This window comes from Streptomyces sp. NPDC058052 (genome assembly GCF_042885515.1).
GTDB lineage: Bacteria > Actinomycetota > Actinomycetes > Streptomycetales > Streptomycetaceae > Streptomyces.
The window spans coordinates 115488-128344 of record NZ_JBHVRX010000021.1 but is presented as its reverse complement, the minus strand read 5'-3'; the positions used below and the strand labels follow the sequence as shown (position 1 = coordinate 128344).

The following is a 12857-nucleotide window of genomic DNA, read 5'->3' as shown; positions in this document are numbered from 1 at the left end:
CCGGGCCCGCCGTGCGGCGGCTGCGCGAGACTCGGACCATGAGCGACACGGGGACGCCCACGGGCGACGCGACGGCCGGAACGACAGGCGGCAGGACCGCCCTGGTCCTCGGAGCGGGCGGGCTCGTCGGCGCCGCCTGGGAGGCCGGCATCCTCCACGGACTCGCCGAGGCGGGCGTGGACCTCTCCGGCGCCGACCTGGTCGTCGGCAGCTCCGCCGGCGCCGTCGTCGGCGCCCTCCTCACCTCCGGCACCACCCCCGCCGAGCTGTACGAGCGCCAGCTCGACGGCGCGGACACCGAACCGGCCGTCCGCTTCGGCGCCGGGACCCTCCTCCGCTACACCCTCGCCGTGCTGAGCTCCCGCACCCCGGAGGCGTACGGCCGCAAGCTCGGCAGGCTCGCCCTGCGGAGCCGCACCGTCGACGAGGCCACCCGGCGGGCCACCGTCGCGCGGCGGCTCGGCGGCGCCACCGACTGGCCCGGCGCCGGCCGGCTGCGGATCACCGCAGTCGACGCGGAGAGCGGCGCGCTCGCCGTCTTCGACGGCGCGGCGGGCAGCGACGGCAGCGGCCGCGGTGACGCTGTCGGGCTGGTGGACGCGGTCACCGCCAGCTGCGCCATCCCGGGCGCCTGGCCGCCCGCGAGCCTCGCCGGCCGGCGCTGGATCGACGGCGGCATCCACTCCACCGCCAACGCGCACCTGGCCGCCGGCTGGGAACGGGTGGTCGTCGTCGCCCCCAACGCGATGGGCAACAAGGCCGTGCACGCCCCGGCCCGCCAGGCCGCCGACCTCATCGCCGCCGGCGCGCGCGTCAAGGTCATCACCCCCGGACCGGACGCCAAGGCCGTGATCGGCGCCCGTGCCCTCGACCCCGCCCAACGGGCCGCCGCCGCCCGCGCCGGACGCGCCCAGGCCGCCGCGCACGCGAGGTCGGTCGCCGCCGTGTGGACGGGCTGACAGGTCGACAGGTCGCCAGGTCGACAGGTCGACGGGTCGACGGGTTGAAGCGCTGACGGCGCGACGGCGCGACGGCGCGACGGCCCGACGGCGCGGCGAACCAGGCGGAACAGGCCCCGGCGCGAGCGGCTCCTGTGCGGTTGCACAATGAAGGGGTGAACGAGCAGATCCCCGTCCTGCGCGACGTCGACCACGGCACCGCGCGTCTCATGCCCGACGTGGACCGGGAGCGGGCCTGGCTCCTCACGGTCGACGGCGCCCCGCAGTCGTACGTCGACCTCGACGCCCCCGACCACCTGGAGTTCGAGTACGCCCGCAGGCTCGGGCACGTGGTCGACGGCGCCGCGGAGGCGGGCGCGCCGCTGGACGTGCTGCACCTCGGCGGCGGAGCCCTCTCGCTGCCCCGGTACGTCTCCGTCACCCGGCCCGGCTCCCGCCAGGACGTCGTCGAGGCCGACGGCGGGCTCGTCGCGCTGGTCGCCGAGCACCTGCCGCTGCCGGAGGACTCGGGTGTCACCGTGCACACGGACGACGCGCGCGCGTGGCTGGAGGCGGCACCGGCCGGCTCGGCCGATCTGATCGTCGGCGACGTCTTCGGCGGCTCGCGCGTCCCGGCGCACCTCACCTCGCTCGCGTACGCGCGCGAGCTCCGCCGGGTGCTGCGGCCGGGCGGGATCTACGCGGCCAACCTGGCCGACGGGGCGCCGTTCGCCTTCCTCCGCGGCCAGCTCGCCACCTTCGCCGCCGTCTTCCCCGAACGCGTGCTGATCGCCGAACCGGCGGTGCTCCGGGGCCGGCGGTTCGGCAACGCGATCCTCGTCGCCTCCGACGCGCCCCTCGACGTGCCCGGCCTGAGCCGCAGCGCCGCCGGGGACGCCTTCCCCGCGCGCGTGGAGCATGGCGCGTCACTGGCCCGGTTCACCGGGGACGCGGCCCCGGTCGACGACGCCGAGGCCGTGGGGTCACCCGTTCCGCCGGAGGGCGCCTTCGGCATCGGCTGAGGCGCCGGGGGCGGGGGCGGGGGCGGGCACCGCGCCCGCCGCGCCGACCGGGCCGCCCCCGGCGGCCACCGGCGCGTCGACGGCCGGTCCGGCGCCACCCTTCGCGGCGGGCACGCCGTGCGGCCGCCGGGTCATGTTGCGCACGTCCGGGACGAGGAGCACGAGCGCGGTCACGAGGGTCATCAGGGCCACCGCGCCCCACAGCGATTCCGTCCGGCCGAAGGCGCTCTCCGCCGGACCCGCGAGCGCCGTCGAGAGCGGCAGCAGCGCGGTCGAGCCGAACCAGTCGTACGCGGAGACCCGGGACAGCTTCTCCTCCGGGATCTCCTGGTGCATCGTCGTCATCCAGGAGACGCCGAAGATCTCCATCGCCACACCGCTGACGAACATCACCGCGGTGAGCCCGACGGGATGCAGCGGGATGGCGAGCGCCGCCGAGGGCAGCGCGATGGGGAAGACGCCGAGCGTGCCGACGAGGAGCATCCGGCGCGGCTTCCACCGCGTCATCAGGATGGCGCCGGCGACCGTGCCGACGCCGTATCCGGCGAGCGCGATGCCCCAGGGGCGGGCGCCGCCGAGTTCGTCGCGGGCGACCAGCGGCCCGTACACCGCCTCGACCGCGCCGATGAGCGCGACGACGACCGAGAACTGGGCGACGATCGACCACAGCCACGGGCGGCCGATGAACTCCTGCCACCCTTCGCGCAGATCGGCGAGGAGTCCGCCACCGGGCTTGCGCTCCGGGATGTCGCTGACGTCGAGGAAGGCCCGCAGGGCGCCGGCCACGGCGAACGCGGCGGCGTCGATGGCGAGGACCCAGCCCGCGCCGACGAAGGCGACGAGCGCGCCGCCGAGCGCGGCGCCGCCGATGCCGGCGCCGTGCATCGCCATCCGGTAGAAGGCGAAGGCGCGGCTCGCCTGCTCACCCGTGACGCTGGACATGAGCATGCCCTCGGCGGCCGGGTTGAAGAACGCCTGCCCGACGCCGCAGAGTCCGGTGAGCACCATCATCTGCCACAGCTCGGCCGTGCCGGAGAGCACGAGGGCGGCGAAGACCGCCTGGGAGACGAAGTTGAGCCCGTTGGCCGCGACCATCACCCGGTGCCGGGGTATGCGGTCCGCGACGGCGCCGCCGATGAGGAGGAAGAGCACGAGCGGCAGGAAGCGCGCCATCGCGACGAGGCCCACGTCGCCCGCGTCGCCGCCGGACTCGAAGACGGCCCAGGTGGTGGCGATCAGGGCGCCGTTCGCGCCGAGGCTGGTCACGATGGTGGCGGCGGTGAGCAGCACGTAGTTGCGCCCGGCCCATTCGGGGCGGCGGGCGCTTCGGGGGGAGGCGGAGCGATTCGTCACTCCGGGACTATCCCCGCCGCCTCCCCTTCCTGCCAAACCGAATACCGGACGGATCGTCATACCGGCCGGCGGCCGGCGGCCGCACGGGACGGGGGAGGAAGGGGAGCGCTGTGGCGGGCGAGGGAGAGGAGGAACGGGGGAGGGCGGAGGAAGGAGGAAGAGAGGGGGAGGGGGACGGGAAGGTGACGCGGGTCAGGACTGCGGGGTGAGCCGGACCGTGGAGAGGATCTTCCGGATCGTCGCGTCCGGGAGCTCGTCCTTCACGCCGTCGGCCGCGTACAGGACGAAGGACGCGTAGTCGTTCTCCCCGTTGAGGAAGGTGAAGGCGACGGACTTGCCGTCGGTCTCGCACTTGTTGCGCTTCTTCACGCCCGGGGCCGTGGCCGTGGACATGCTGCCCTTCAGGCCGGACTCCGTGGTGAACGGGACCGCCTTGGTGATCTTGATGCTCTTCTCGGGCATGTGCTGGGCGAAGGCGGCCCACACCCACATGCCGGCCTGGCCCTGCGCGGCGGTGGCGGTGTCCTTCGCGCCCTGGTTGCCCTTCGTGCCCGCGGAGGCGAGCCCCCAGGTCTCCGGGGTGCCGCTCTTGTCCTTGTCGTAGGCGCACCACTCGCTCTTGAACCGGGTGGGACCGGACATGGCGACGATCGGACTGCCGTCGCCCTTCTTGGCGTCCGAGAAGCCGGTGGTCATGGTCGGCTTCAGCACCTCCCACTCCGGCGGGACGTCGAAGAGGGTGCCGTACTTGGGATTGTGGACGACCTTCCAGCCCGGGACCGTGGGCTCGTACGTCGTGGCGTCGCGGGGGTTGTCCAGCTCGGTGGAGGCGCCGTCGGTCGGCTCGGCCGGGTCCGCCGAGGCCGTGCCGGAGGTCGGGGCGGAGGCGGTCGTGGTCGGCTTGTCCGCGACGTTCTTCTTCTCGTCGTCGCCGCCCATGACGAAGAAGGCGGTCACGCCCGAGGCGACGACGACGGCGGTGGCGGCCGCGATCGCGATGAGCGTCGTCGGCCTGCCCCCGCCGCCGGAGCCCTGAGGCGGGGTGGGGCCGGGGACCTGGTACTGCGGCACGGTCGGCTGCTGGTACGGGTTCGGCTGCGCGTACCCCTGCTGCGGGTACCCCTGGGGCTGCCCCTGCGGCTGTCCCTGCGGCTGTCCCTGCGGGGGGTAGCCGGGTTGCTGCTGCCAGCCGCCCTGCTGCGGGAACCCCGGCTGTGTCGGCTGCTGGTACGGGTTCGGCTGCTGGTACCCCGGCTGCTGGTACGGGTTCTGGTTCTGGTCCTGCGGGTTCTGCTCGCCCCCGGGCGGCTGCTGTCCTGGCCACATGGGCCGTAACGATAGAGGGGCGGGGGCGCACCGGCCATGCCCGGCCCCTTCGGCGGGGGGAGACATCCGGGCGGCGGAGGCATGGCCAAGACTTCTACTCACGGGTAACATCACGCTCCATGAGCGCAGACCAGAAGTCCGTCGGCGACATGCTCGCCGCCACGGTCCCCATGGCCGGAACCCTCAACCTGGAGTTCCTGGAGACCACCGCCGAGCGCGCCGTCGTGCGCCTGCCCGACCAGCCCGCCTACCACAACCACGTGGGCGGCCCGCACGCCGGCGCCATGTTCACCCTCGCCGAGTCCGCCAGCGGCGCCATCGTGCTCGCCGCCTTCGGCGACCAGCTCGGCCGGGCCGTACCGCTCGCCGTCAACGCCGAGATCGCGTACAAGAAGCTCGCCATGGGCGTCGTCACCGCGACCGCCACCCTCGGCCGCCCCGTCGCCGACGTCGTGGCCGAACTCGACGCCGGACAGCGCCCCGAGTTCCCCGTCCGCATCGACATCACCCGCGAGGACGGCGCCGTCACCGGCGAGATGACCGTCCTGTGGACCCTGAGGCCCAACAACCTCGGCAAGTGACCCGCCCGCGGGCACGCGCGCGTGCCCGCCGGAAGCCGGACCCCACCGCCCCCGCACCCCCCTCGGGGTGCGGGGGCGGCCGCTTCCCGGGGCGGCGGCCCGGAACCGGCGGAAGCGTCACGCGCGCCGCGTACGCACCGGGAACACCGGCATCGCCCAGGTCCACCTCGGCCCGGCGCCCGACCCGACCGCGCCCGACCCGACCGCGCTTGATCTCACCGCGCCCGGCCTGGTCGCGCCCGGCCTGATGCCCTCCGGCCTGGCCGCTTCGCCCCCGGCACGGGCCGCCGGCCGCCGCGCGTCGGCAGGCCGGCGGCCCATCCGGGGCTCCCCGCCACGGTCGAGGTCCGCCCGGTCCGAGCGGGTAGGCTGCCCCGGCGTGCCCGACGCGGGGCACGCCACCGCAGCGGCCCGTGACCTGGGCCGCGCCGGCACAACGGGAGGAACCCGCGTTGCACGTCCAGGAGTGGCTGGAGACCATCCCGCCCGTCGCGATCTACGCGCTGGTGGGGGTGGTGATCGGACTGGAGAGCCTCGGCATCCCGCTCCCCGGCGAGATCGTCCTCGTCAGCTCGGCCCTGCTCGCCTCGCAGCACGGCGACATCAACCCGTACGTGCTCGGCGGCTGCGCCACCGCGGGCGCGATCATCGGCGACTCGATCGGGTACGCGATCGGCCGCAAGGGGGGCCGCCCGCTGCTCGCCTGGCTCGGCGGCAAGTTCCCGAAACACTTCAGCGAGGCGAACATCGCGCTCGCCGAACGCTCCTTCCAGAAGTGGGGCATGTGGGCGGTCTTCTTCGGCCGCTTCATCGCCCTCCTGCGGATCTTCGCCGGCCCCCTCGCGGGCGTCCTGCAGATGCCGTACTGGAAGTTCCTCATCGCCAACGTCTTCGGCGGCATCCTGTGGGCGGGCGGCACCACCGCCGTCATCTACTCGGTCGGCGTCGTCGCCGAGGCGTGGCTGAAGCGCTTCTCCTGGCTGGGCCTGGTGCTCGCCGTCCTCATCGGCGTCGCCTCCATGCTCATCATCAAGAACCGCGCCAAGAAGGCGGCCGCGGAGGCGGCCCCCCGCGCGGAGGCGCCGCTGGAGCCGGTCGCGGCGGACTGAGCGCGCGCCCGTACGTGACGGAGGGCGGCACCCGGGAACGTTCCGGGTGCCGCCCTCCGTCGTGCCGCCCTGCACCGTGCCGCCCTGCACCGTGCCGCCCTGCACCGTGCCGGCCAGGGGCCGGTGGTCAGTCCTCGTACGCCTCGGCGTGGCTCTTGGCGAGGTGGAGGTACATCTCGGCGTTCAGCCGGATGCCCGCCCGCTCCTCCTCCGTGAGCGCGCGGCGCACCTTCGCGGGCACGCCGGCGACGAGCGAACCGGGCGGGATCTCCATGCCCTGCGGCACCAGCGCCTGCGCCGCGATCAGCGATCCGGCGCCGATCCGGGCCCCGTTGAGCACCGTCGCGCCCATGCCGACGAGGACGTCGTCCTCGATGACACAGCCGTGCGCGGTCGCGTTGTGCCCGATCGTCACCCGGTCGCCGATGGAGACGGGGAAGCCGGGGTCGACGTGGACGGTGCAGTTGTCCTGGACGTTGGAGTCCTCGCCGACGGTGATGGGACCGCAGTCGGCGCGCAGCACCGCGTGGTACCAGACGCTGGTGCGCGCGCCGAGCGTCACCTCGCCGAGCACCACCGACGTCGGGGCCGTGAACGCGGTCGGGTCGACGTCCGGCTCCTTGCCGCCGACGGCCTGGATCAACGCCTCTGCCATGGGACTCACTCCTGAGGTCTCTACGGCCCGTGCGGCCGTGGTGGTGTCGCGCCTTCCGGTTGTCTGCCCGCACCCTATGCCGAGCCCATGACGGACATCACAGGGGACCGCACTGATCAGGCCCGACACCGCCGACTACGGTGTCGGGGTGCCCAGAAACGGAAACACGTTCTCATCCCTCGCCGCCTGGCGGCGCCGGGTCGTCGCCCACGCCCTCCAGGGCGGCTGGCGCTGGGCGCAGCAGGCGGGCGCGGTGACCGCGGAGCACCCCGGACGCCTCCGGTTCCGCCGCCTCGGCGCGGGCACCCGGCTGGCCTTCCCGCAGGGCACGGTCTTCGGCGAGCGGTGGATCGAGATCGGCGAGTGCTGCATCATCGCCGAGCAGGTCACGCTGACGGCCGGGATGCTGCCGGGGCTCGACCTCGGCACGGAGACGGTCCTCACCCTGGGCAACGGCGTCGTGCTCGGCCGCGGCAGCCACGTCATCGCCGACACGACGATCACCATCGGCTCGGACACGTACTGCGGGCCGTACGTCTACATCACGTCGACCAACCACAGTTACGACGACCCGCACGAGCCCATCGGTCGCCAGTGGCCCCGCTCCGAGCCGGTCTCGATCGGCCCCGGCTGCTGGCTGGGCACGGGAGCGGTGATCCTGCCGGGCGCGCGGATCGGCCGCAACGTCGTGGTCGCGGCCGGCGCGGTGGTACGCGGCGAGGTGCCGGACCACTCGGTGGTGGCGGGCGCCCCGGCCAGGGTCGTACGGCGCTGGGATGCGGAACAGGGCTGGCAGCCGCCGCTCCGCACCCCGGCCCCGAAGCCCATCCCCGAGGACGTCACCCCCGAGCAGCTGGCGGCGCTGGCGGCCTGGGAGGTCGAACAGGCGGAGGCTGCGGAGGTAGCTGGGACGGCTGGGACGGCTGAGGCAGCTCAAGCGGCTCAAGCGGCTGAACCGGCTGAGATGGCTGAGACCGTGGAAGCGGTCGCGATGGCCGGAGCGGCGGAGGCCGCGGTGGCGGGGAAGGCCGCGGTGATGGGGGAGGCCGCGGTGGCGGGGAAGGCCGCCGGGCCCGCCGTCGCGTCGACCTCCTGAGGCCCATCGCTCCCTTCCCCTCCGCGACGGCCCGAGGCGTACGGACGCCGGCCTCGACGTGACGTCAGCCGCCCGCGATGAGGACCGTGCCGACGAGGGCGAGGCCCGCTCCCGCCGCCTGGATCGCGCGCAGCCGCTCGCGGAGCACGCCGAAGGCGGCGAGCGCGGTGACGACCGGGTAGAGGCTGGCGAGCACGGCGGCCACGAGGACCGGGCCGCGCTGCGCGGCCAGCGCGTACGTGCCGTTGGCGGCGACGTCGGCGAGGCCCACGAAGGCGAGCGCGGGCAGCGCGCTCCGGATCACCCCGAAGCCCTCCTCCGGCAGCGCGCGGCCGCCCCGCCGCACCGAGAGGTACAGCGCGCCGCCGCCGACGGCCACGTTGGTCACCCGCTGCACGAAGAGCGCCAGGAAGAGACCGGTGACCGTGGTGGACGCCTCGGCGATGAGCGCCATGACGGCGCCGAACCCGAACGCGGCGAACAGCGTGAGGAGAACGGCCTGCCGCTGCACGGGCGCGCCGCGCAGTTCGGGTCCGCCCGCCAGGACGATGCCGACGACCGCCGCGACGATGCCGCCGACCTGGAACAGGCCCGGCCGGTCGCCGAGCACCAGGCCGACGGTGACGGGGACGACCACGCCGAGCGAGCCGAGCGGCGAGACGACGCCCATCGGGCCGAGCGCGAGCGCCTTGTAGAAGGCGAGCATGGCGGCCGGGCCGACGACGCCGGCGGCGACCGCGTACCAGAGTTCGGGTCCGGCCTCGGTCCACGCCGCGGTGGCGACGACGACCGTGCCGAGGACGACGACCGCGATGCACTGGGAGACCACGACGACGGTGAGGGCCGGGATGCGCCGCGTGAGCAGTCCGCCCCCGAAGTCGGCGAAGCCCCACAGGAGGGCGGTGGCCAGGGCGAACACGGCGGTCATGAGGGTCCTCGCAGGCAGGCAGGCAGGCAGGCAGACAGGCGGGTACGGGGCGGAGCGGGGCAGTACAGTGCAGTGCACAGTCGGGTACACCCCACCGTAGTGCAGTCTGTTGAACTATGTCATCCAGGATATTGGACGGAATGTGTCGGACCTCGACCAGCTGACCCAGTCGCTCGCCCGTAACCTGAAGCGCTGGCGCAACGAACGGGGCTTCACCCTGGACGCGCTCGCCGCCCGTTCCGGGGTCAGTCGCGGGATGATCATCCAGATCGAACAGGCCCGGACCAACCCGAGCGTCGGCACCACCGTGAAGCTGGCCGACGCCCTCGGCGTCTCCATCACCACGCTCCTCGACTACGAGCAGGGCCCCCACGTCCGGCTCGTCCCGCCGGAGCAGGCCGTCCGCATGTGGTCCACCCCGGCCGGAAGCCACACCACCCTGCTCGTCGGCACCGAGGCCCGCGGCCCCCTCGAACTCTGGTCCTGGACCCTCGTCCCGGGCGAGGGCAGCGCCTCCGACCCGCACCCGCAGGGCACCACGGAACTGCTCCACGTCGTCGCCGGCGTGCTCACCCTGGTCGTCGACGGCGTCGAGCACACCGTGCCGGCCGGCACCTCCGCCGTCTTCGAGGCCGCGGCCCCGCACACGTACCGCAACGACGGGGACGAGACGGTCGAGATGACGATGGCCGTCTCGATCCCGCCCGTACGCTGAGACACCGGACCGCGCGGCGGGCGGGAGCGGTTAGCGTGCACGATATGCGCGCACCCATCGGAGACTTCGACGACGCCCTCGCCGCCCCCGACTGCCTGGACCTCCTCACCCCGCCCGTCGCCGCGGCCGTCCGCGCCTGGACCGGCCCGGTCCCGGCCGACCAGGTCCTCTACGTCGACACCGACCCGGCCATCGCCGACACCGCCGTCTTCGTCGAGCACTACGGCCCCGGACTCCTCGACCAGTCCGCCAACTGCGTCGTCGTCGCGGGCAAGCGGGGCGAGACGACGACGCTCGCCGCGTGCGTGGTGAAGTCGGCGACCCGCGTCGACGTCAACGGCGTCGTGCGCAAGCACCTCGGCGCGCGCAAGGCGAGCTTCGCCCCGATGGACACCGCCACCGGCGACAGCGGCATGGAGTACGGCGGCATCACCCCCATCGGCCTCCCCGCCGACTGGCCCCTCCTCGTCGACGCCGCCGTCGTCGACACCCCGTGGGTCCTCATCGGCAGCGGCCGCCGTCGCGGCAAGATCATCGTCCCGGGCAAGGCGATCGCCCAACTCCCGAACGCCGTCGTCCTGGAGGGCCTGGGCCTGCCCACGACCTGACGGGCCTGCCGAGGCCGCGGCGCCGCGGACGATTCTCGCGCGAGACGGTGCCGCCCGGCGGCCGGGAGGCTGTGGGGCCGCCGGACCGCGCCGGGCGGACGTTGTGCATCAGCCCAGGCGGGGGATCTCGATCGCGGGGCAGCGATCCATCACCATGTCCAGCCCCGCGTCCGTCGTGCGGGCGTACGCGGCCTCGTCGACGACGCCGAGCTGGAACCACACCGCCTTCGCGCCGATCTCCCGCGCCTCGTCGGCGACCGCGCCGGCGAGGTCGCTGTTGACGAAGACGTCCACGACGTCGACCGGGAAGGGGATGTCCGCGAGGGAGGCGTAACCCGGCTCGCCGTGAACCGTCTCCGCCTTCGGGTGGACCGGCACGATCCGCTTGCCGAAGCGCTGGAGGACGGCCGCCACTCCGTACGCGGCACGCCCCCGGTTGGAGGAGAGGCCCACGATCGCCCAGGTGTCACCCGCGCCCGTCAGGATCCGGCGGACGGTCTCCTCCTCGGAACGCTCCGTCGCCTCGGTGGTCGTGATGTCGACGCTCATCCCTGGTGCCTTCCTTCTGTCCGTGCGCTGCCCGTGCGGGGGCTTCCCCCGTTACGAACCCGCCGCGCCGCCGGATCCTTCCCGCCCCGGCGCGTGAGCGGAGAGCGCGTCGGGCGCGGCGGCCCGCTCAGGCGTCCCAGGAGTGCCGTTCGTCCTCGCGCGGGGCGAGGACCAGGGACGGCAGGCCCGGGCCGAAGGTCATCACGGGCCGCTCCGCGTCCCACGCCCGCCACCCGGGATCGCCGTCCGCCGCGAAGGCCACCCAGGCCGCGTGCATCGCCGCCGCCAGCTCGCGCGGCGCCTCCGGGCCCGTCATGGCCTCCGCCTCCGGCGTGTCCAGGGTGTCGAAGACGAAGCCGAGCTCCAGCGCGTGGCAGGCGCCCAGCCCGAGCACCGGGGACGGCCACCCGAACTCGTACAGATACGTACGCCCGCCCGCCCCCGTCCGCAGCCGCGCGTCGGCGACCCGGTTCAGCGGAACCCGCAGCAGCTTGTCGGTCGCCAGCGCGCCCAGGACCTCCCCGGGCCGCGCCGTCGGCCGGTTCGCCCGGTAGACCCGCGCCGTACGCGACGGCACCCGCGTCTTCCACAGCGCGAGCCGCAGCATCAGCGGCGACAACCGTTCCACGAGCCCGCTCGGCACGAACCAGAGCCGGTACTCCTCCGCCGTCGTGCCCATCAGCAGATCCACACCGGCCGAGTCGACACCCGCGTCCACACCCACGTCCACGCCCACGTCGACACCCGAGCCGACACCCGTGTCCACGCCCGTGCCCTCGGCCGCTCCTGCGGAGGCGCCCTTGGGCAGGTGCCCAGATGCCGTCCGTCCGTCGTCAGCGCCCGCCCGCCCGGATATCAGCGCTTCCGCCGGGTCACGAGGCAGGACGTCCCCGTCCACGACGATCTGGAACGCATGCCCGCCGCCCGTCAACGGCGACCCCTTCGCCGTCACCTCCGTCTGCGCGGCGAGCAGCCGCTCCGGGTCCACCGCCGCGAACGCCTCCGCCGTCGCCGGAACCCCCAGCCGCTTCGCCATCGCCTCCGTCGTCCGCCGTGCCCGCTCCAGCGGAAGCGCCATCGGCGCCCCGCTCTGCACGACCGCCCGCCGGAACAGGCCGCGCGCGAGCGGCGAGGCGAGCAGCGCCGCGATCGAGATCGCGCCCGCCGACTCCCCGAACACCGTCACCCGCCCGGGGTCACCTCCGAAGGCCGCGACGTTCTCGCGCACCCACACGAGCGCGGCGATCTGGTCGCGCAGCCCGAGGTTGGCGGGCGCGTCGGGGAAGACGCCGAACCCCTCCACCCCGAGCCGATAGTTGACGGAGACGAGGACCACGCCGTCGCGCGCGAACGCGGTCCCGTCGTAGACGGGCACGGCGTTCGAACCGTGGATCAGCGAACCGCCGTGGATCCACACCATGACGGGCCTGCCGGTGCCGGTGCCGCTGTCGTCGCTGCCGCTTCCCCCGCCGGCCGCCGGCCCGCGGGAACCCCACGGCGCCCAGACGTTGACGTGCAGACAGTCGTCCCCCTCGACGGCCGGGTCCGGCAACAGCGCGTCCAGCGGCGGAGCGTACGGCCGCTTCGGCGCGGTCGGCCCGAACTCCACGGCCTTCCGCACCCCCTCCCAGGGCTCCACCGGCTCCGGCGCCCGGAAACGGAGCGACCCGAACGGCGCCCGCGCGTACGGCACGCCGAGGAAGGCGGCGACCCCGTCGGCCACGTACGCCCCGCTCACCCGCCCTCCGACGAGGGCCGCCTCGGGCGCCCCCGCCCCGTGCACGGCGTCCTGGTCACGGTCCTGGTCCGGGATCGTCATGGCTGCGTCCTTCCGTGTCGAGTGGGGCGTGCGTCGCCGTCGCGCCGCCATGCGGGACGACGACGATGGGGCGGTGCGGATGACGGCGCACGAACGCGACGGGCCGGGAGACCTCGGACGGGACGGACGCGTCGATGTGCGGTTGCCCAGGCATCACC

General features: G+C 74.4%; 13 protein-coding genes. 7 read left to right on the top strand and 6 right to left on the bottom strand.

Annotation, left to right across the window (positions count from 1 at the left end; all coding sequences use genetic code 11):
• Window positions 1-38: 38 nt before the first annotated feature.
• Window positions 39-959, top strand: a complete 921-nt coding sequence (locus ACFVU3_RS26500; RefSeq protein ID WP_390069954.1) for a patatin-like phospholipase family protein — start codon at window positions 39-41, stop codon at window positions 957-959.
• A 155-nt stretch (window positions 960-1114) separates the two neighbouring features.
• Window positions 1115-1960 carry a spermidine synthase gene (locus ACFVU3_RS26495; protein WP_390069952.1) on the top strand — a complete coding sequence of 282 codons (846 nt, stop codon included), beginning with the start codon at window positions 1115-1117 and terminating at the stop codon, window positions 1958-1960.
• Here the strand turns inward: ACFVU3_RS26495 and ACFVU3_RS26490 are convergent.
• Window positions 1922-3373 (bottom strand): MFS transporter, encoded by a 1452-nt coding sequence (locus ACFVU3_RS26490; protein ID WP_390069950.1) that lies wholly within the window; start codon window positions 3371-3373, stop codon window positions 1922-1924. The genes ACFVU3_RS26495 and ACFVU3_RS26490 overlap by 39 nt on opposite strands.
• A gap of 132 nt (window positions 3374-3505) precedes the next feature.
• A complete protein-coding gene (locus tag ACFVU3_RS26485; protein WP_390069948.1) occupies window positions 3506-4639 on the bottom strand; it encodes a hypothetical protein in 1134 nt (377 codons plus the stop codon).
• A gap of 119 nt (window positions 4640-4758) precedes the next feature.
• On the opposite strand from ACFVU3_RS26485, the gene ACFVU3_RS26480 reads away from it, so the two are divergent.
• Window positions 4759-5220 (top strand): DUF4442 domain-containing protein, encoded by a 462-nt coding sequence (locus ACFVU3_RS26480; protein WP_390069946.1) that lies wholly within the window; start codon window positions 4759-4761, stop codon window positions 5218-5220.
• A 452-nt stretch (window positions 5221-5672) separates the two neighbouring features.
• Complete coding sequence (locus ACFVU3_RS26475) at window positions 5673-6329, top strand: DedA family protein (protein ID WP_390069944.1); 657 nt, start codon at window positions 5673-5675, stop codon at window positions 6327-6329.
• Window positions 6330-6456: 127 nt separating this feature from the next.
• On the opposite strand, the gene ACFVU3_RS26470 is transcribed toward ACFVU3_RS26475, so the two are convergent.
• Window positions 6457-6984, bottom strand: a complete 528-nt coding sequence (locus ACFVU3_RS26470) for a gamma carbonic anhydrase family protein (RefSeq protein WP_390069942.1) — start codon at window positions 6982-6984, stop codon at window positions 6457-6459.
• Window positions 6985-7132: 148 nt separating this feature from the next.
• Between ACFVU3_RS26470 and ACFVU3_RS26465 the strand changes: the two genes are divergently transcribed.
• Entirely contained in the window at window positions 7133-8080 is a 948-nt protein-coding gene (locus tag ACFVU3_RS26465) for an acyltransferase (protein WP_390069941.1), read from the top strand.
• 64 nt (window positions 8081-8144) lie between these two features.
• Here the strand turns inward: ACFVU3_RS26465 and ACFVU3_RS26460 are convergent, their stop codons facing one another.
• The gene (locus ACFVU3_RS26460) at window positions 8145-9008 is read right to left on the bottom strand and encodes an EamA family transporter (RefSeq protein WP_390069940.1); all 864 of its coding nucleotides are present in this window, start codon (window positions 9006-9008) and stop codon (window positions 8145-8147) included.
• A gap of 142 nt (window positions 9009-9150) precedes the next feature.
• On the opposite strand from ACFVU3_RS26460, the gene ACFVU3_RS26455 reads away from it, so the two are divergent.
• Window positions 9151-9723 (top strand): helix-turn-helix domain-containing protein, encoded by a 573-nt coding sequence (locus tag ACFVU3_RS26455; protein WP_390069938.1) that lies wholly within the window; start codon window positions 9151-9153, stop codon window positions 9721-9723.
• Between the two features lie 44 nt (window positions 9724-9767).
• Window positions 9768-10331: a YbaK/EbsC family protein gene (locus ACFVU3_RS26450; RefSeq protein ID WP_390069937.1), complete on the top strand. Its 564-nt coding sequence runs from the start codon at window positions 9768-9770 to the stop codon at window positions 10329-10331.
• A gap of 108 nt (window positions 10332-10439) precedes the next feature.
• On the opposite strand, the gene ACFVU3_RS26445 is transcribed toward ACFVU3_RS26450, so the two are convergent.
• Window positions 10440-10880: a CoA-binding protein gene (locus ACFVU3_RS26445; protein ID WP_390069935.1), complete on the bottom strand. Its 441-nt coding sequence runs from the start codon at window positions 10878-10880 to the stop codon at window positions 10440-10442.
• Between the two features lie 127 nt (window positions 10881-11007).
• Entirely contained in the window at window positions 11008-12699 is a 1692-nt protein-coding gene (locus tag ACFVU3_RS26440; RefSeq protein WP_390069933.1) for a carboxylesterase/lipase family protein, read from the bottom strand.
• Window positions 12700-12857: the final 158 nt, after the last annotated feature.

Coding starts and splice junctions, on each gene's coding strand:
- ACFVU3_RS26500 (WP_390069954.1), top strand. CDS start 39: ATGAGCGACACGGGGACGCCCACGGGCGACGCGACGGCCGGAACGACA.
- ACFVU3_RS26490 (WP_390069950.1), bottom strand. CDS start 3,373: ATGACGATCCGTCCGGTATTCGGTTTGGCAGGAAGGGGAGGCGGCGGG.
- ACFVU3_RS26485 (WP_390069948.1), bottom strand. CDS start 4,639: ATGTGGCCAGGACAGCAGCCGCCCGGGGGCGAGCAGAACCCGCAGGAC.
- ACFVU3_RS26480 (WP_390069946.1), top strand. CDS start 4,759: ATGAGCGCAGACCAGAAGTCCGTCGGCGACATGCTCGCCGCCACGGTC.
- ACFVU3_RS26470 (WP_390069942.1), bottom strand. CDS start 6,984: ATGGCAGAGGCGTTGATCCAGGCCGTCGGCGGCAAGGAGCCGGACGTC.
- ACFVU3_RS26460 (WP_390069940.1), bottom strand. CDS start 9,008: ATGACCGCCGTGTTCGCCCTGGCCACCGCCCTCCTGTGGGGCTTCGCC.
- ACFVU3_RS26450 (WP_390069937.1), top strand. CDS start 9,768: ATGCGCGCACCCATCGGAGACTTCGACGACGCCCTCGCCGCCCCCGAC.
- ACFVU3_RS26445 (WP_390069935.1), bottom strand. CDS start 10,880: ATGAGCGTCGACATCACGACCACCGAGGCGACGGAGCGTTCCGAGGAG.
- ACFVU3_RS26440 (WP_390069933.1), bottom strand. CDS start 12,699: ATGACGATCCCGGACCAGGACCGTGACCAGGACGCCGTGCACGGGGCG.